Below are 18,263 nucleotides of genomic sequence, written 5' to 3'. Positions count from 1 at the left end.
CTCCCGGGAGCCGCATCGGTCCGAAATCCAGGGAGTAGGTGCTGGGCGGGTCCGCAGCGGGCGGACTTCACTCAATTCAAGCCAGCATGGGAGAAGATCCGTCGCCCCGTTCGAGACACAACGGCTGTCCGCGAGCGACGCAAGCGGCGGCGGGCCCGTCGCTGTCCCGGGTCGAGCTCCCTCGTGGTTGATGAGGATCTCGGAGAACGGCCACGGCTGCTCGTCCCCTCTTGGTCCGGAGTTCAACGGAGTGGGTAGCTTCCAGCGAGCGTCGCGCGGGCTGTCGGCGGGGGGTGCCCGCTCGTGGAGTGTGCGGGCCGAGTCGGCGGGCGCAGGCTTGAACAGCATTTCGTCGGTCAGCGGGGTCAGCGCGCCGTCGGAGCTCGGGCTCCGTGCCGCCGATCGGTCGGATGCGGGCGGCGGAAGGTGTGCCTTCGTTCGCAAGGACTCGCCCTCATCGGAACACTCGGCAGACTCGGCAGACTCGGCAGACTCGGCAATGCGACCGTAGTCGGCACCTGGTCGAGCACATGTCTGATCGTGGCGGCCTGGGCAGCGGCAGCTTCTAGGATCTGCGGTATGGCAACACGACTCGTTCAGATCAACATGAAGGCCCAGGACGACTCCGCGCTCGGCCGGTTCTGGGCCGAGGCACTCGGTTGGGGTGTCGACAGCGAGGGACCCGGCGTGACCAACCTCGAACCCGTGGACTTCGCCTACCCGTCCCCCGAGGCCGTCTGCATCGACCTCGTCGCCGACCCGGAACCCAAAACGGTCAAGAACCGCGTGCATCTTGATCTGGCCACCACCTCGGCTGCTCATCAGGCCGAGTTGGTCGCGCGCTTGAAGGATCTCGGCGCAACACCGGTCGACGTGGGTCAGGGCGATGTCCCCTGGACGGTCATGGCGGACCCGGAAGGCAACGAGTTCTGCGTCCTGGAGCCCCGCCCGATCTACCGGAACACCGGGCCGATCGCGGCGGTCGTGGTCGATTGCACCGATCCACGCACGATGGCCCGGTTCTGGGGCGAGGCGATGGACTGGACGGTGCACGAGGTGACCGACGACCAGGCGACCATGCGCTCCGCCAAAGGCGTCGGGCCCTACCTGGAGTTCCTCCGCACGCCCGACACCAAGAGCGTGTGGAACCGCGTCCACCTCGACGTCCGCCCCTACCCCGGTGACGACCTGGCAGCGGAGGAAGCCCGACTGCGCGCCCTGGGCGCCACCGACCCCGGTATCGACCAATCCGCCATCTCCTGGACGGTTCTGGCCGACCCGGAGGGCAACGAGTTCTGCCTCCTCACGCCTCGCTGAGCAACGGATCGGCCGATTCCCGGGCAGGCCGAAGACCGCGTGACGTCAGCACATGGCCCCGAAGGACTCGTTCGAGGCGATGCCGACGCTGTTCTTCTCCCCGGCCCGGTCGGGGCCTGGGAGTGGAGCTCGGCGCCATGGCGGTCGAATTCCCTGTAGCCGAGCTCACGCATACTGAGCAGATCCACGCAGCCGTAACAGGCGATCGTCTTGTTCAGCCGCTTCTCGTCGACGGCCTCCACCGGCTCGTTTACCAACTTGACGGCCAGGGCGAAGCGGACGCGGCAGCCCTTCACCGCGGCCCCGTTGCCCAGCTGCCCAGCGCGATGAACGTGCGGGACTTACCGGTGCCAGGGGGCAGCGATCAGACAGAGCGGCCAGCTCTGATTGATCCACTCGGATCACAGGGTGCCGACTCCGTGATCTGGTCAACCAGCAACCTGCTGGACCGCCGTCATATCGGCGTAATGGAGCACGGGTTGAGGTAGCGGGGTGGGGGAACAACTTGTCGATCGCTTTCCTGGTTCGGGTGCCGTTCCTGGCATCCAAACGGGAGCGCTCCTGTTACCAGCGACGGCGCAACCTGCTGGAACAGCCGCCCCAGCACAGCGCGACGTTCTCGCTCAACTCCCGGGCCGCGAAAACACTCCGATCTGACGTAACGTCACTGGGTACCACACCAGCACATCGCACCAGCCGCAGCGCGTCCCAGGCCCAGCGCCATGGCGCGTGATTCGAGCCTTGCGCCGGAACTGCCGCGACAACAACGCAAGCCCAAAAGCAGGAGCGCTCTGCCATCGTGGGGGTTACCTCAACCCCTACAGCTAGTCAACCGGAGACTCGATGGACGCCGAGCTAGGAGAGCCGAAGCGCGAGTACGTCGGCTTTATTCGGATCGCCGGTCAATCAGAAATTCAATTCAAGCTGATGGCTTCGTCCTCGAGTGAAGCCCGAGCAATTGTAATCGAGTTGTATGGCGAGGGCCACGTGATCTCGGTACGGAACGAAGAGGACGCCAGACGTCTCAGATGAACTCACCTCGACTCCTCCGGGGTTCTCTCAACATCAGTGGACCGCTGCTGTGGCGGGGGGTTCGCCAGCTTCGTCGTCCACAACTCCAGTGCGTTGCCGAGGGCGTCGATTGCTTGGCGTTGAGCCCGGAGTCGTACCTGGGCGTAGACGCTGGTGGGCTTTACCCCGAGCAGAGGTACTCGGGGGAGATCAAGCGAGACGCGGTCGTGCCGATTGGAGTCCAGTGGGCACAGCTGGCGCCGCGCCCCCGGACAGGAGCCAGGGACGGCGCCGGCGATCTCCTCGGGCTGCCCCGCACTTCCCATCGGAGTGGCGGAGGCGACCTTGGCCGGGCGGTCGGGCCTTCGTGAAAGTCAGTCCGCACAGTGCCCGGGGCGACGCAGTTGACGCGGATCCCATCAGAGGCGACCTCTCTGCGAGGCCCACGGTCATGGCGTCGACGGCGGCCTTCGCCGCGGCGCAGTGGACGTACTGGCCGGGGCTGCCGATCGCGGCGGCGCCGGAGGAGATGTTCACGATGGCCCCGCCGCCGGTCCTGGTCATGTCGCGCACAGCACGGCGTGCTCACAGGAGGTAGCCCGGGACGTTCACCTCCAGCTCCCGGCGCATGCCTTCGGCATCGGCGTCCGCAAGACCGGCCGTTGGGCCCACTGACCTCGGTGTTGTTGGCCAGACCCGTAACAGGGCCGAGTTGTCGAGCCGCCTCCTCGAAGCGGCGGTCGACGTCTTCCTCGTCAGTGGTGTCGAGACTGCCGCGGCATCGCCTGCGCGACTCACGCTCCCGTGACTTCCCGGCACCCCCTGGCCTCTGCCACGACGACCGGCCGCCTCACCAGACCTCATGGGGCGACGGCAGCCCATCAGGTCGGAGTGCGGCCAGCACCTCGTTGAGGTCCGGAGGCCGGGGATCACGAACGGGCCGGCCGGCCTCTGATGACCAATGGGGGCGCAAGCGCCCCATGAAGTCGGTGAAGTCGTTCCGCAGATACCGTGAGTCGGACGGCTTCAGCCGGATCTGCTGACGACTGTCGGCCCACCAGATCTCGAAGTCGGCAACCGTGCCTTCCACTGGCCAGTCATCGCTCTGTTCCGGAAGCAACAGAACGTCGACAAAGCCTCCGACGCTCAGGCCGATGTCCACGAAGATCCCGATCGCACCGGGCCGAGGAACCTTCACTACGGTGCCCTCGAAGACCTGCCCGAAGTACAGCCCCCTGCGAATCCGAGTCCATTCGGCATCTGTCACCACGAGCGCATCCTCGCATCCTCGGCGCTGTGGCTGTTCGCTCCGTCGGAGCGCACCGTCAGCTCCGGAAACTCCTCCCAGACACGGTCGGCCAGCTCGGAGAACGGGGGCGCGTGGTCGCCGGCGCGCTGCTCGGCACCGTTCCGCGGCGCCGTCCGTGCCCCGGCGGCCGGCCCACGCTCCAGACGGTCGGCTCACCGGCTCTGGTCAATCTCGGCCCACGGCCGCGTCCGTGGTTCCTCCTCACGCGTTCCGAGGGGACTGCTCTCACCCTGGCATCCGGGGCCCGGAGGGCCGCTGGGGGCAAGGCCGGACCAAAGGTCCCACCCGCCGTAAGAAAGCAGGCGCCGCCCAGGACCCCGTTGTGGACCGTTCGGCCCTCGCAGGAGAGCGGCGGGACGACGAGGGTAGTGATACCAGGCAGCGCACCCTGGCAGCACCCTCGAACAGCAGGAGGCGCGGCGATGAAGCACATGAACGTCGGTGGCCTGATGACCGGCGGCGTGGTCTCGGCCACCCCCGCGACCTCGTTCAAGGAGGTGGCGAAGCTGCTCGCCGAGCACGACATCAGCGGAGTCCCCGTCGTGGACGAGGACGATCGCGTACTCGGCGTCGTCTCCGAGAGCGACCTCCTGGCTCACCGTGAGCCGACCGCGCAGGGGCTGATGACCGCGCCGGCCGTCACCGTGCATGCCGAGCAGTCGGCGGCGGACGCGGCCCGGCTGATGGTGCGGCGGGGCGTGGAGCGCCTCCCGGTGGTCGACGAGGAGGAGCGGCTGGTGGGCATCGTGACCCGTCGTGATCTGCTCTGTGTCTTCCTCCGCCCGGACCCGGAGATACGGCGCCGCATTCGCGAGGACGTCCTCACCGGCGTCATGGGTCTGGCCGGCGACGCGGTGGACGTGCACGTCCTCGACGGCGTGGTGACGCTCGAGGGCCGTCTCCCGCGGCGGAGCCAGGCCCGGATGCTCGTCGGGCTCACCGAACGGGTGGACGGCGTCGTCGCCGTCGTGGATCACCTGTCCGCTCACGAGGACGACACGCACCTCACACCCTCCGCGCGGACCGCGCACGACATCGCCGGGTGAATCCCCCACGCCAAGAGCAGACGGACGAGCCCCGCTCGCAGCACGTCGCCGGTCGAGGACGCCTCGGTTCGGGCCGCGATCGCCGCTCGGATGCGCACCGGATCGGCCGGCGGGGGCCCGGGACCGAGGGGATCCTCGCCTCGGGGCTCACAGCCGGAACCAGCGCTCCTCCCCCGCTGCCACGGCGAACCGCCGGTCGCCGGGGAGGACGACGGTGAGCGCGCCCTGGGGTGAGGCCGGCACACGGACTGCCAGCCGCCCGGGAAGCACTCGAACTCGTACCCCTCGATGACCGCCGGCGCACAGGGTGAAGGCGAACCGCGGGAGCTCCCGTAGCGCCACTGGTTCCACCCTGAGGCCCTCCGGTCCCGCTTCGAGGCCGGTGATGCCGCGCTCGACGAGGTCGATCGTGCCCGCCATCGCCCCGAGGTGGATGCCTTCGCCGGTCGTTCCGCCCTGGACGTCGGCCACGTCGCCGAGGAGCGCCTCCTCGCAGTAGCGCCAGGCGTCGGCTCCCTTCTGCCGGGCCAGCACCCAGCCATGGACGAGGCTGCTGAGCGTCGAACCGTGACTCGTGCGGCGCAGGTAGTACGCCACGGTGGCGCGCCACGTCTCGTCGTCCATCCGGTATCCGAGCCTCGCGAACAGCGCGTACAGCTCCTGGGGCCGGAAGAGGTAGCCGAGCATGAGCGTGTCGGCCTGCTTCGACGCCTGGTAGCGGTTGACCGTGTCTCCTTCGGCCTCCAGGATCCGGTCGAGGCGACGGATGTCGCCGTACCTGGCCCGGTACGCCTCCCAGTCGAGTTCCGCCAGGTCCCCGTAGCCCTCGAACTGGCTCACCACGTCCCGGTGGAACGGAACGTACAAGCGGCGGGAGACGTCCTCCCATCGGGCGAGTTCCTCGTCGTCGAGCAGCAGTTGCTCCCGCAGTTCCGCCCGCCGGGCGGCGGGCAGTTCACCCAGCAGGTCGAGCCCACGGGCGAGCACCCAGGCCGCCGTCAGGTTGGTGTAGGCGTTGTCGTCGATGCCCGGTGCCGTCACGCCCGGGTAGGCGTCGTGGTACTCGTCGGGGCCCACCACCCCGCGGATGCGATAGCGCCGGGGAGCCGGGTCGAAGGTGACCGCCCCGGCCCAGTATCGGGCGACCTCCAGGAGGACTTCGGCGCCGGCGGAGTGCAGGAACCCGCGGTCGCCGGTGGACCGCGCGTACCGCCACACGTTGTACGCGACGGCCGAGCCGACGTGCCGTTGGAGCCGCGAGTGGTCCGGCAGCCAGCGCCCTGAGCGCGGATTGAGGTGGAGCTCCTGCGTCTCCTCCTGGCCCGAACTCGCGCTCTGCCACGGGTACATGGCCCCGATCCGGCCTGCTCGGCGCGCCGCCGCGCGGGCGGCCGGGAGCCGGCGGTGGCGGTAACGGAGCAGGGACTGGGCCACTTCGGGGAAGTGGAGGCTGAGGTAGGGCAGGACGAACAGCTCGTCCCAGAAGACGTGACCCCGGTACGCCTCACCGTGCAGGCCACGGGCGGGGACACCCACGTCGAGTTCCGCCGTGTGCGGGGAGAGCGTCTGCAGCAGGTGGAAGAGATGCAGGCGCAGAATGCGACCCGCCTCTCCCGGGACGTGCAACTCGCCTTGTTCCCACAGTCGTTGCCAGGCCGCCTCGTGGGTGGCCAGGAGCTGGGGGAAGGTGGGAGCACGGGCGACGTCGTCTCCGGCCGCGGTGAGGGGGTCGGCGGCGGGCCGGTCCATGGACGTGCGCAGCGCGAGGGTCTTCGCGACCATCACCGAGCGGCGGGGGGCGATCGGCAGCCGGTACGTCTGCACGGTGCCGGTCCTCGTGGCGGCCTCCAGCGCGGGGCGCGCGGGGCGGGTGACCGTGCGGACGGCCAGGGCGATGCGCGTGCCCGGATCGACGGTACGGCAGGTCAGCCAGGCGACTCCGTCGGCCTCGAATCCGGTCCGGTGTTCCGTGAGGTGGCGGCCTTCGAGGTGCTGGTAGCGCTCGACGCCGGCGTTGGTGACGGCGCCGTCGAGGACCGACTCCACCTCGACGGCGCCGCTCCAGCCGTACGCGCGGAATGTCGTGCACTGGGCGGCGAGCCACGGGGCTCCCATGTGGACCATGCGGGTGTGGCCGACTCGCAGGCCGAATCCGCGACCGTCTCGGAACAGCAGGCGGCAGGTGAGAACTCCTGAACGCACATCGAGGGCGACGTCGGAGTGGCGCAGGTCCTCCGAGTCCGGCGTCAGCCAGCCGCCGGGCGGCCCGTCGTCCGGAAGGCAGCGATAGCGCAGCAGTGTCCAGTTCGGGAGATTGACCAGGTCCTCGTTGTCCACCCGCTCGCCCGCGACGACCGAGGTCCGCCGGTCGTAGCAGCCGGCCAGGTAGGTGCCCGGATAGTGCGTCGAGTCGGCAGTGCACTCGGGTGCCGAGCCGCGGGTGGCGAACCTGCCGTTGCCGAGCGTGCAGAGCGCTTCGACCAGTCTCTCGCGGTCCGGTTCGTACCGGTCGTACCTCCAGCTCCAGCTGCTCGTGGTCATCTCCGCTCGCCCCAGACCGTACGGGCCAGCAGCATGAGGTCGGGGGCCGTCAGGTCGGCGCCCGTCTCGCGCAGCCGGGCGCTCAGGCGCCCGTCCGGGGTGCGGTCAAGACCGGCGACGAGGCCGAAGCCCCCGCGGCGCGCCGCCCTGATGCCGGCGAGCGCGTCCTCGACCACGGCGGTTTCGCGGGGCCGGGTGCCGAGGGCCGCGGCCGCGTGGAGGAAGAGAGCGGGGTCGGGCTTTCCGGCGAGGCCCAGCCGGGCGGCGTCCTGCCCGTCCACGATCACGGTGAGGTGCCGGTGGAGGCCGGACGCCCGCAGCAGCGCCCGGGCGTGCCGGGAGGCGGAAACCGCGGCGCGGGGTACGTGGGCCGCTTGCAGGGCGTCGAGCGCCGGCCCGGCATCCGGGAAGGCCGGAACACCCTTGGCCGCGACCATGCCGCTGAACACCTGTTCCTTGCGTGCGGCCACCGCCCACACCGTGTCGCAGCCGGGCGGATCCCCGGCTGTTCCCGCCGGCAGTCTGATACCCCGGGCGGTGAGGAGGGCCTCCGCGCCGTCGTAGCGCGATCGTCCGTCGACGAACCGCCGGTATTCCGCGCCGGTGTCGAAGGGCGCCTGCTCCTCACCGTCGCGGGCTCGCGCGGACAGGCAGATGTCGAAGGCGACCTTCCACGCGGCCGCGTGGACCGTGGCGGAGTCGAGGAGCACACCGTCGGTGTCGAGGACGACGGCGCGCGGCGGTCGCACGCCCTGGGCTCGCCCGTTCACCGCCCCGCCCCTGGCGCGAGGAGAGAAGCCGCATGGGCCGGTAGGCGCCTCGCCGGGGTCCACCGGGCTCCTGCGGCCCGACCATTCCGGGTGCGGGGGTGGGGACCGGCGCGGACTCCGGCGGAGGGTCGGCCCTGTCCGAGGCGGCCCAGACTCCCGCTCCCGCCGCTCCGCGTCCGTCCCTGCTCGGCTTCCTGGGCGGGGTGGGCGCGGTCGCCGGCAGCAAGTTCCTGGTGGAGGGTGATCATGCGCGGATCCTTGTCGACTGCGGTCTCTTCCAGGGTTTCGCGAACCTGGGGCGGCGCAACTGGGAACGGATTACATCCGCCGATGCCGCCGCCGAGCGCGCCGCAGCTCGTCCGTGCCCCACACCAGGACCGGGAAGGTCGCGACGAGCAGGACGACGTCCAGCGGGAGGGCTGCCGTGCCGAACAGGTGCTGGAGCGGGGGCGCGTAGACGAGGGCGGCGGTGAAGGCGAGCTCGAAGGCGATGCCGGCGAGCAGCAGCGGGTTCGAGAACATGCCGATGGCGCGGAGGGCTGCGTGGTCGGTGCGGGCGGCGAAGGCGGTGCCGACCTGGCAGGTGACGATGCCGACGAAGGTGGCGGTGGTGGCCGTGACGTACGCGTGGTGCAGGGGGCTACCGGCGTCCGTCGGGTCTCCCGGCTGCCAGCCGGCACGCCAGAGCACGTAGAAGTACCCGGCCATGACGAGGGCTGCCGACGTCACCCCGAGGTAGCCCCAGCTGCGGACGAGCATGTCGCGGGAGATCACGCTCTGGTGCGGCGGCCGGGGCGGCCGTTCCATCACGCCGGGCTCGGAGCGTTCCCGGCCGAGGGCGAGGGCGGGCAGGGTCTCGGTGCCCAGGTCGATGGCGAGGATCTGCAGCACGGTCAGCGGCAGCGGGACGGCGCCGGCGGAGAGCGCGAAGACGAGGAAGGGCACGATCTCCGGGGTGGCGTGGGCGAAGATGTACACGATGAACTTGCGGACGTTGTCGTAGACGCGTCGGCCGGACTCGATCGCGGTGACGATGGTGGCGAAGTCGTCGTCGGTGAGCACCATGGCCGCCGCCTCGCGGGCCACGTCCGTGCCCGAGCGTCCCATGGCGACCCCGATGTGTGCCCGGTGCAGGGCAGGGGCGTCGTTCACCCCGTCGCCGGTCATGGCCACGATGCGTCCGTGCGCCCGCAGGGCGTCGGCGACCTTGAGTTTCGTCTCGGGCGACGAGCGGGCGAAGACGATCTCGGCGTCGCCGTCCAGCAGGAGCCGGTCCAGCTCCTCGTCGCCCAGGGACTCGGATGCCGCGACGACCTGCAGCCTCGGCACCCCGATGCCGACCTCCCGGGCGACGGCCTCGGCCGTGGCCCCGTTGTCACCCGTCACGATGTGCACCCGCACCCCGGCCTCGTGGCAGCGGCGGACGGCCGCCGCGACCTCGGGGCGCGGCGGGTCGTACAGGCCGACGAGACCGAGCAGTGTCAGCCCCGACTCGGCGTCCTGGCGGTGTGCGGGCGGTCCGGCGCCGGGAGGCAGGTCCCGTACGGCGACGGCGAGGACGCGCATGCCGCCCCGGGCCAACCCCTCCGCCGCCGTACGCGCACTGTCCGCGCCATCCCCCGGAACGAGTCGGGCCAGGACGGCCTCCGGGGCACCCTTGACCACGATCCGCGCGCGGCCCGTCTCCCGGTCGTCGTCCTGCACCACCGACATCAGGCGCAGCCGGGGATCGAAGCGGAACAGGGCGCCGCGCCCCGCGTCGCGCCGATCGGGGTCCACCGGGGCGCCGTGCTCGGCTGCCCCGGCGACGAGGGCCGCCTCGGTGGGGTCGCCGTGGAGTTCGCCGTCGGCCTCGCGGGTCACGGTGGTGCACAGGGCGGCCGCCCGGGCCAGCTCCTGCGCCCAGGGGCCTGGTTCCTCTCCGTGCGCGACCGTCCACAAGGCCCGGAGCCGCATCCGGTTGCGGGTGAGCGTGCCGGTCTTGTCCGTGCAGATGACTCCGGTGGAGCCCAGTGTCTCGACGGCGCTGAGCCGCTTCACGAGGGCGCCCCGGCGGGCCAGGGCACGTACGCCGACGGCGAGGGCCAGGGTGATGGTCGGCAGCAGCCCCTCGGGGACGTTGGCGACGAGGAGCCCGATGGCGAACATCAGTGAGTCGGTCACGGGAAGGCCTACGGCCACGCCGACCACGAGGAACACCGCCCCCATGCCGGTGGCGACGCCGGCGATGAGCCAGGCGACCTTCTTGACCTGCCGTTCCAGAGGGCTCGCCTCGCGCCGGGTGCGCTGGCTGAGTGCGGCGATCCGGCCGAGTTCGGTGTGGTGGCCCGTGGCGAAGACGACGGCCCGGGCCTGTCCCTCGACGCAGGTCGTCCCGCTGAAGACGAGGTTCGGCTCTTCGAGGAGAGGGGCGCCGAGAAGCCCGGCCGCGGCCATCCGCTCCGCCGGCACGGACTCCCCCGTGAGCATCGACAGGTCGACCTCCACCCCGCCCTCGGTGACGCGCGCGTCGGCGGGGACCTTGTCGCCCTCCTCCAGGACGATCACGTCGCCCGGCACCAGGTCGCGAGCCTCCACCGTCAGGGGCTTGCCGTCGCGTACGACAAGGGCGTGCTCGGGCAGATAGCGGGCGAGGGTCTCCACCGCACGCTCGGCCTGCCGTTCCTGGAGCAGGGCGAAGGCCGCGTTGACGGCGATCACCGCGAGGATCGCCCAGCCGAGGACGGCGAGGTCCGCGACGAAGGCGAGGGCGGCAGCGGCCCACAGCAGCAGCGCCAGGGGGTGGAGCAGCTGTCCGGTCAGCTCCCGCACGAAGGAGGGGTGCGCCTTGCGTCGTACCTCGTTGGGTCCGTGGACGGCGAGGCGACGGGCGGCCTCGCGGGCGGAAAGCCCCTCCGTACCGGTGTCCAGTTCGCGGCGCAGCCGGGGCAGCGGCTCGCTGGGGTCGAAGGGCAGCCCCTCGGCGGCCCGGGTGGCGTGCTCCACGGCGGTGCGGCCATCGGCTCGGTCAGCCATCGCCGGATCCCTGGCCGCCACCGCGCCGGAGCCGGCCGGACCACAGCGGCTCCACCTGCTCCCACTCGCGTTCCCATGCCGCGAACCTGCGGGCCGCGGACCGCCGTCGTACGAGAGCGAGAGCGCCGGCGCTCGCCGCCGCTGCGGCACCAGCCACCGCGATGCCGCCCGTGAGAGTGGCCGGCACGAGGTCTGCGGTCGTGCCCGGCGGACGGGCGGGAGTGCCCCGGTCGTCCACCCAGATGGTCAGCGTGCGTCCTTGCGGCGTCCGCGGTGGTACCTGGACGGTCCCGGACCGCCGCACGTTGTCGGGGTACGTCCACACCGCCGGCGCGATGGATGGCGGCCTGACGCCCTGCCGTGAGGCGATGGGCGGGTCCTCGGCCGGTCCTGTGGTGACGGCCTGCACCTGGTGGCGGTGGGCTGCGAGCGCACGGTCGGCTCTGGCTCCGGTGTCCCACAGGATCGCGCCGGCGACGGCACCGCAGATCAGGGCGATCGCGAGGACGAGGATCAGGGCGGCGCGCCCACCGGGTCCGCTCCCGGACGTGGTGGGCCCGCGACCCGGCGGCTCGTGGCGGCTCATGTCGCACCTCCGGGGTGGGACGGCCCTCCGGACATCTCGGCAACGCCACTCACCGCGGGGTGCCGAGCTCGCTTCCGATGTGGTGCGCCCATGCCTGGACGCGTTCCGGGTTGCGGAAGTCCCCGCCCTTTCCGTGGCGGACCATGGAACGGGCAACGGGACCGGGCGTCTCGGACGTCACGGCACCGCCGAAGGTGACGTGCTCACGTGCGCCGAGCTTCTTCATCCGGCGGGCGACACCACGGACGGGCGGGATGTCGTGCTGCTCGGCGGAGCTGTCGACGGGCCCGCTGCTGAACAGCCACACGGGCCGGTGTCGGAGTTGCTCGGCGTTGCGCCGGGCGCACCGGCGCGCCTTGCCGTTCCAGTGCCCCGCGTAGAGGGCCCCGCCGAGGACGACTCCGTCGTAGCCGCTGACGTCGGTGACGGCGTCGGCCGGCAGGACGACCGTGTCGAAGCCGTCGTCCCGCAGGGCCCTGCCGATCTCGTCCGCGATCCCGGCGGTGGCGCCGTGCTTGCTGCCGTAGGCGACCAGGACGCGCTTGGTGTTCATGACCGCTCGCCCCCGGCCGCGCTGTCGGCTCGCCGCACGGGAATGGTCCGGCGGGCCCCGGCCTTCTCCTCCGGCACCGGGACGCGGATGGTGAGGATGCCGTCCGCGTACGAGGCGTCGACGTCGTCCGCGGGGATCGTGGCCGGGAGGCGTACGGTCCGGCGGAAGTATCCGTAGCGGAACTCCGAGTGCTCCTTGTCCTCCTCGCTCTCACTGTGCTCCGCACCCACCGTGATCAGGTTGTCGTCGACGGTGATGCTGATGTCCTCCAGGTCCATGCCCGGCAGCTCGGCCCGCAGCACGTACCCGCCCGCACCACTGGACACCTCCACCGGGATGGAGTGCGCGGCGGTGGCGGGGCGCCAGCCGGGCAGCCCGGGAAACTCGCGGCCGAACCAGTCATTGAAGTCGGGGAAGCGGCTGCGCCTGCGTTCCAGCTTGTCTCCGGTCATCGTTCTGCTCCTTGTGTGCGGGTCCCGGACGGGGCCGGCGAGCGGCTCGGGTCGGGTCGGGAGCCCGGTTCGGCTCTCGTACTCACCCTCCCGCGCTGCCCTCGCACGGCGCAGTGCCCATGGGGGCTGTCCGGGAGGGCCGAACGGGCCGTGCCGGGAGGGGACCGATCGGCCCATGGGGAACGCGGGACGCGCCCGAGGGTTCGCACACCTGCGGAGTGGCGCGCCACAGTGCACGGCCTGCGTCCGCAGCTCGTCCCGCACCTGCACCCCGGGCTGCACGCCCCTCGGCCCCTGGGGCGGCATCGAGCGTCCCTCCCGCCTCGGGCAGGGGAACGGTGATCACGGGGCAGGCGGCGTGGTGCAGCAGCCCGTGGACCGTGGAGCCGATCCGCATGCCGGAGTAGCCTCCGCGACCCCTGCGTCCGACGACGACCGCGAGCGCGTCCTGAGATGCGCGGGTGAGTGCCTCGACGGGGTGCCCGCGCGTGATCACCTGCTCCACCTGGACGTCGGGGTGGCGTTCGGCGAAGCCGGCGACCGACTCGGCGAGCAGCCGGCGTCGGTCGGCCAGTCCCTCGGCGTCGTCGTCGCGGGACAGCAGCGGTCGGGGCCAGACCCAGACGGCCATGAGCCGTGCGTCGCGCAGGCTCGCCTCCGCCGCGGCGAAGGCGACGGCGGCCCGGCAGTCCTTGCTGCCGTCCACGCCGACGACGATCAGCGGCGGGTGGACGGCCGTGTGCTCCGGCTCGCGGATCACGACGACCGGGCAGTCGGCACGCGCGGCCAGTGGGACGGCCACCGAGCCCTCGCTGAGGACCTCGGCGGCCCTGCCGAGGCGGCGCGAGCCGACGACGGCGAGTGCGGCACCCCGCGTCCGGTCGCGCAGAATCGTGGCGGGCACCCCGTCGACCAGCTCCGTCACGGTCCACAGCCCGTCGTGCAGTTCCCGTACGAGGTCCTGTGCGTTGGCGAGCGTCGACTCCGCGCGGATGCGCAGGGAGCTCTCGTGGGCGAGCGCGTCGTACCGGAGCCGGTCGTGTACGGGTGGCACGGCCGCGATCAGACGCAGCGTGGCCCCTCTGCGTACGGCCTCGTCCGCGGCCCAGACCAGGGCCTGGATGGACAGGTCACGGGGGTCGACACCGACCAAGATGTCGCTCATGGCTCCTGGTCCCGTGTGACGCCGGCGGTCGGGACGATCTCCACCGGGCAGTGGGCGTGGTGGATCAGCGCGTGGGCGACGCGTCCCAGAGCCGGTCCGACACCCAGCGGGCGACGGCCGCGGCCCATGACGAGCAGGTCGGTACGACTGCTCGCCTCCATCAGGATCCCGGGGGTGCTCGTGCCCGTCTCCACATGCTGTCCGACGATCAGCGCGGGGTAGACCTCGCGGACACGGTCGGCGAGACCCTTCACCTCGTGCACGCGTTGATGGGCGATCGCGTCGAGGTCGTCGAGCATGGTCGCGACGCTGCCGACGTGGGTGAGGACGTTCCAGACGCTGACGATCCGCAGCGCGGCCTTGCGGGCGTCGGCCTCGGCGGCGGCGAGCAGCAGCCAGTCCAGGTCGGCGTTGTCGTGCACCGCGGCCGTCACCGAGCCCGTCTCGGGGCGCTCGCCCTCCCCGCGCACGACGATCACGGGCACCCCCGCGCGGGCCGCCACACCCAGCCCCACCGAGCCGAGCAGGAGCGCGGAGAATCCGCCGAGTCCTCTGGTTCCCACCACGATGGTCCCGCTGTCGCCGGCGGCCTCTTGGAGACCGGCCACCGGTTCGCGACGGCTCACCTGCCTGGTGACGGTGAGGTCGGCGAAGCGTTCGTGGACCGCGCTCTCCGTGTCGATCAGCAGGTCGCGGCCCGCCTCACGCACCGCCTGGATCGAGTCGGCGTCGCTCCAGTAGGCGCGCCGGTCGGTGTCGGCGGCGTGGACGAGGCGCAGGGCGCGGCCCCGGCGGTGCGCCTCGGCGGCGGCCCAGAGCGTGGCCGTGCGCGCGGAGGGGGATCCGTCCACGCCCACGACGACGTCGCCCAACTCCGGACGGGCGGGGATCTCGCTGGTCATGCTTCCTCCTCGGCGATACGCCCCGGGAATCACCCTCCCAGGCTGGCATCGCGGTGGCTGTGCCCGGGATGGGCCGTTCGGCCCCGATCGATACCTGCCCGGCCCCTCCTGCCGGCGGGAGGAGGGCAGGAGGCTGAGGCTGTGGAGTCCCCGTGTGAGGAGGCACGCCATGACTGCCCAGGTCACCGTCGGTGTGGACGGCTCGGAGGAAAGCCTCAGCGCCGCCCGTTGGGCGGCGGAGGAAGCCGTGTTGCGTGAAGTCCCGCTCCGGCTGGTGCGTGTGGAGGAATGGCCGAACACTCCGGAGATTCCCCTCGCGTACGCCCGCTCCCTGTCAGAGCGAGCCGAGGCCCTGCTGCAGGAGACGGCCGACCTCGCGAGGAAGGACCATCCAGATCTGGAGGTGTCCATCGAGCAGGCGCGTGGCAGGGCGGCCGAGGAGCTGACCGCCTTCGCGCACGAGTCCGATCTGACGGTGCTCGGATCGCGCGGGCTGGGTGGCATCCGCGGGTTCCTCGTCGGCTCGGTGTCGCTCACCGTGGTCGGCGCGGCACGGCAACCGGTCACCCTCGTGCGCACGGGCGTCGAGCGTCTGACGTCGCCCCGCGACGGGATCGTCGTGGGCGTCGACATCGACCACCCGTGTGAGCCCCTGCTCGGCTTCACGTTCACCGAGGCCGCTCGCACGGGTCTGCCGCTCCGGTTCCTGCACAGCTGGACGTTGCCCGCCTCGTACGGCTACGCGGCCATGGTGGACCCCGGGATCGACGAGGAGCTGGGCGAACGTCTCATCGGGGGCCTCGACGACCTGGTGGGTCCGTGGCGGAAGCACTATCCGGGTGTCGAGGTCACGGCCGAGGCGGTCATGGGCTCGCCCGCGTACCAACTGGTCGAGGCTTCGCAGGACGCGGATCTGGTGGTCGTGGGACGCCGGACTCGGAGGATCCCCGTCGGTCCGCATCTGGGCCACGTGGCCCACGCGCTCATCCATCACAGTCCCGCGCCGGTCACCGTCGTGCCTTTGGCGTGAGCCGACGGGCATGCGCTGTCGTGGCGTTGGCGTGAGCCGACGGTCGCGGTCGCCCTTGGCATGATCCGACGGCCATGCGCGCCGGGGTCAACCCCGGGCCTGGGCCTGGGTCGCAGAGCCCGGGTGTGGGGCCCGGGTGTGGGGGTGTGCTCGGACCCCGGGTCTCGGGGGGGGTGTGCTCGCTCGTCTGGACTCGGGACCGGGCGCCGTGCCGTCAGGACTCGGGACCGGGCACTGTACCGGGAGCGCCTGGCACCAGGACGCGCCGTCCGGTCACCCGACTGGGTGAGAGCACCACGATCGTGTCCCGCCCGCCTCCGGCCCACGGCGTCGAGTACGCGGCGTCCTTGAGCGTCCGGGCCGTGGCCTCGTCCGACACTTCGCGCACGGGGCCGACGACGAGGACGCTCCACCCCTGACTGAAGGCCTCGTCCACGTGGTCCTCCTCGAAGGCGATGGCCGCGCCGGTCTTCGCCGCCCGCGCGAGCGGTGCGTCGGCCGCTGTCATGAAGAGGATCTCTCCGTCGACGACCTGGTAGTTCACGGGGAAGATCTCCGGCCCGTCGTGTCCGCTGACGGCGACGCGCCCGACTCCGTGGTCGTCGAGCAGTGCCCAGCATTCCGCTTCGCTGATCTCGTCCATCCGGGCGTGATGCCCGGCCCGGGTGCCTCCCGGGGCAAGATCCGCGCTGTACCCGGTGAGGTCTTGGACGGTCGTTTCCAGTGCGTTCGCGAGCCGGACCAGGAACTCGGTCCCGGGCGCGGGAAGTTGCTCCTCCAGCAGTGCGATGTAGCCCGACGTGGATCCAGCGCGTACGGCCACGTCCTCCCGGGACAGGCCGAGGTGTGTACGCCTGGCCTCGACGCGACGGCCGAGGTCGCTCATGTGGCGCCTTGTGGTGGGGGTCATGACAGGCCTCCCTGGGAGCGGGCGGAGTGGTGCTGGGGAATGACGGCGACCGGGCGGGAAGCGTGGTGCAGAGCGCGGTGGGCGACCTTGCCGAGCTCCAGGCCGAGAAGTCGTTCGCGGCGTCGCGCACCCACGACCAGCCGGTCGCCTGGGGCGGAGCGCTCGGTCAGCACGCGCTGGGCGGAGCCCTCGACCGTGCTTCTGAGCAGGCGGACCTCGAGGTGCTCGCCCACCGTCGTCTCCAAGACCTTGTCGAGGAGTTCCGAGGCATGGTGCTCGAAGTACGCTCCCGGCTCACCGGCCGGGAGTGGGCGCTCGACCGGTTCATGGGCCGGCCGACGCCAGGCGCGGACGACGTCGAGCTCCGCGTCCCGTACCGCCGCCTCGCGATACGCGAACCGCACCGCCCCCGAGTCCACGGGGTCGGCCTGCTCGCCCTGCTCTCGGGACCCGACGGCCAGGAGCACGGAGCCCTGCCCCTTCCTGAGCAGCGCGGTGGCCGTGTCCTCGGCGAGGACGTCCGCCGTGACGGTGAGGTCGGGTGCCCGGCGTCGGGCTCGTTCGGAGGCCGTACCGACGATGTTCTCGGCGAGGACCTGGCCGGACGGTCGTTCCGTGGTCCGGGCCGGCATGACTCCTTCGTACCGCTCCCACGGCGAGGCGTGCACGACCCGCAGCGGGCGTCCGTGCCGTACCGCCTCGTCGACGGCCCGGTCCGAGCCCGCGAGACTCGCGTGGGAACCGTCGACGCCCACCACAACGGGCGATTCCATCGCCCACACCGCCTTCCGCGTACGAGTTGGCTCACCGCCACGCTCGCACCGGGCGCGGGGCCTCGATAGGGCCGGTCGGTCCCGCCCTCGGCCCGAACAGACCCCGATCGGCCCTTTCGGGGCGGAACCCCCACGGCGCAGATTCGTGGTGACACACGCCCCTGAGCGGGGCGTCGGGACGATCTGTGCACCGGAGGCGGTCCGAGAACCGGAGGAGTCGATCGATGAAGACATCCGGTCTGAAGACTTCCGATCTGATGAGCCGCCCCGCCCTGTCCGTCCCCTCGGGAACGCCTCTGGGACGGGTCGCCCACGAAATGGCCGAGTACGCCGTCGGGTCCGTGCTGGTCACGGAGGGCGGCACCCTCCGTGGCATCGTCACCGACCGGGACCTGGCCGTACGCGCTCTCGCCGGGCGCCTGGACGACACCGAACCGGTCGACACGGTGATGACGACCCCCGTCATCACCGTGAGCGTCGACGACGACGTCCACGTGGCCTACCGAGCCTTCCGCCGGTCCGGCGTCCGTCGCCTGCCCGTAGTGGACGGCGGCCGGGTCGTGGGCATGCTGACCGTCGACGACCTGCTCATCGACGTGTTCCAGCGGTTGGCCGACCTGTTGGGTCCCGTCGCCTGGAGCGTGCTCGAAGAACCTCCGGGGCCTCCCGCGGAGGGAACGCGTTCGTGACCGCCGGGACGCGGCCGGTGTGCGACCAACCGACGTCGAAGGGGCGGGGTGCCGTCCGCGTGGTGGAGGCGGAGGCACGAGAGACCGGCGCAGACGGGGCGATCCGCCCGCACGCGGCGAGGACCTCGGCCGGGGCAGCCGAGGTCGGAGCCCATCGCAGTGGCCGCGGCAAGGGCGACGGTGAAGTCGGTACG

At 71.7% G+C, this 18,263-nt stretch carries 15 protein-coding genes and 2 pseudogenes; 4 read left to right on the top strand and 13 right to left on the bottom strand.

What is annotated here, in order from left to right:
* Positions 1–579 precede the first annotated feature (579 nt).
* Positions 580–1,317 (top strand): VOC family protein, encoded by a 738-nt coding sequence (locus ACF07V_RS36695; protein ID WP_392160175.1) that lies wholly within the window; start codon positions 580–582, stop codon positions 1,315–1,317.
* Positions 1,318–1,374: 57 nt separating this feature from the next.
* Here the strand turns inward: ACF07V_RS36695 and ACF07V_RS36690 are convergent.
* The 3 genes and pseudogenes from ACF07V_RS36690 to ACF07V_RS36680 all read right to left on the bottom strand — a co-directional run.
* Positions 1,375–1,715 (bottom strand): annotated as a pseudogene (locus tag ACF07V_RS36690) (ATP-binding protein); the annotation flags it as partial.
* Positions 1,716–2,538: 823 nt separating this feature from the next.
* A pseudogene (locus ACF07V_RS36685) lies at positions 2,539–3,097 on the bottom strand (SDR family oxidoreductase); the annotation flags it as partial.
* 81 nt (positions 3,098–3,178) lie between these two features.
* The gene (locus ACF07V_RS36680) at positions 3,179–3,598 is read right to left on the bottom strand and encodes a hypothetical protein (protein ID WP_392160173.1); all 420 of its coding nucleotides are present in this window, start codon (positions 3,596–3,598) and stop codon (positions 3,179–3,181) included.
* Between the two features lie 461 nt (positions 3,599–4,059).
* Here ACF07V_RS36680 and ACF07V_RS36675 point away from each other — a divergent pair, with 461 nt between their 5' ends.
* Positions 4,060–4,683 (top strand): CBS domain-containing protein, encoded by a 624-nt coding sequence (locus ACF07V_RS36675; protein ID WP_392160172.1) that lies wholly within the window; start codon positions 4,060–4,062, stop codon positions 4,681–4,683.
* Positions 4,684–4,830: 147 nt separating this feature from the next.
* On the opposite strand, the gene ACF07V_RS36670 is transcribed toward ACF07V_RS36675, so the two are convergent.
* The 8 genes from ACF07V_RS36670 to ACF07V_RS36635 form a co-directional block, all read right to left on the bottom strand.
* Positions 4,831–7,224 (bottom strand): glycoside hydrolase family 65 protein, encoded by a 2,394-nt coding sequence (locus ACF07V_RS36670; protein WP_392160170.1) that lies wholly within the window; start codon positions 7,222–7,224, stop codon positions 4,831–4,833.
* Positions 7,221–7,994 carry an HAD family hydrolase gene (locus ACF07V_RS36665; protein ID WP_392160168.1) on the bottom strand — a complete coding sequence of 258 codons (774 nt, stop codon included), beginning with the start codon at positions 7,992–7,994 and terminating at the stop codon, positions 7,221–7,223. The genes ACF07V_RS36670 and ACF07V_RS36665 overlap by 4 nt, the downstream gene beginning before the upstream one ends.
* A gap of 318 nt (positions 7,995–8,312) precedes the next feature.
* Positions 8,313–11,009, bottom strand: a complete 2,697-nt coding sequence (locus ACF07V_RS36660; protein ID WP_392160166.1) for a cation-translocating P-type ATPase — start codon at positions 11,007–11,009, stop codon at positions 8,313–8,315.
* Positions 11,002–11,595, bottom strand: coding sequence for a hypothetical protein (locus tag ACF07V_RS36655; protein ID WP_392160164.1), 594 nt, complete (start codon positions 11,593–11,595; stop codon positions 11,002–11,004). The genes ACF07V_RS36660 and ACF07V_RS36655 overlap by 8 nt, the downstream gene beginning before the upstream one ends.
* 49 nt (positions 11,596–11,644) lie before the next feature.
* A complete protein-coding gene (locus ACF07V_RS36650) occupies positions 11,645–12,148 on the bottom strand; it encodes a flavodoxin domain-containing protein (protein WP_392160162.1) in 504 nt (167 codons plus the stop codon).
* Entirely contained in the window at positions 12,145–12,600 is a 456-nt protein-coding gene (locus tag ACF07V_RS36645; protein ID WP_392160161.1) for an Hsp20/alpha crystallin family protein, read from the bottom strand. The genes ACF07V_RS36650 and ACF07V_RS36645 overlap by 4 nt, the downstream gene beginning before the upstream one ends.
* An 82-nt stretch (positions 12,601–12,682) precedes the next feature.
* On the bottom strand, positions 12,683–13,765 hold the full coding sequence (locus tag ACF07V_RS36640; RefSeq protein ID WP_392160159.1) for a universal stress protein: 1,083 nt from the start codon (positions 13,763–13,765) through the stop codon (positions 12,683–12,685).
* Complete coding sequence (locus tag ACF07V_RS36635) at positions 13,762–14,667, bottom strand: universal stress protein (RefSeq protein ID WP_392160157.1); 906 nt, start codon at positions 14,665–14,667, stop codon at positions 13,762–13,764. The genes ACF07V_RS36640 and ACF07V_RS36635 overlap by 4 nt, the downstream gene beginning before the upstream one ends.
* A gap of 169 nt (positions 14,668–14,836) precedes the next feature.
* On the opposite strand from ACF07V_RS36635, the gene ACF07V_RS36630 reads away from it, so the two are divergent.
* Positions 14,837–15,697 carry a universal stress protein gene (locus ACF07V_RS36630; protein ID WP_392160155.1) on the top strand — a complete coding sequence of 287 codons (861 nt, stop codon included), beginning with the start codon at positions 14,837–14,839 and terminating at the stop codon, positions 15,695–15,697.
* A 214-nt stretch (positions 15,698–15,911) separates the two neighbouring features.
* Here the strand turns inward: ACF07V_RS36630 and ACF07V_RS36625 are convergent, their stop codons facing one another.
* Both ACF07V_RS36625 and ACF07V_RS36620 read right to left on the bottom strand, forming a co-directional pair.
* Positions 15,912–16,607, bottom strand: a complete 696-nt coding sequence (locus ACF07V_RS36625; protein WP_392160153.1) for a helix-turn-helix domain-containing protein — start codon at positions 16,605–16,607, stop codon at positions 15,912–15,914.
* Positions 16,604–17,380, bottom strand: a complete 777-nt coding sequence (locus ACF07V_RS36620) for a universal stress protein (RefSeq protein ID WP_392160152.1) — start codon at positions 17,378–17,380, stop codon at positions 16,604–16,606. Before ACF07V_RS36620 ends, ACF07V_RS36625 begins: the two co-directional genes overlap by 4 nt.
* A 224-nt stretch (positions 17,381–17,604) precedes the next feature.
* Between ACF07V_RS36620 and ACF07V_RS36615 the strand changes: the two genes are divergently transcribed.
* Positions 17,605–18,069, top strand: coding sequence for a cyclic nucleotide-binding/CBS domain-containing protein (locus tag ACF07V_RS36615; RefSeq protein WP_392160150.1), 465 nt, complete (start codon positions 17,605–17,607; stop codon positions 18,067–18,069).
* Positions 18,070–18,263 lie beyond the last annotated feature (194 nt).

Source organism: Streptomyces sp. NPDC015661 (assembly GCF_043077765.1).
Lineage (GTDB): Bacteria > Actinomycetota > Actinomycetes > Streptomycetales > Streptomycetaceae > Streptomyces.
The sequence above is the reverse complement of the archived record's forward strand: the minus strand, read 5'-3'. Positions and strand labels throughout refer to the sequence as shown.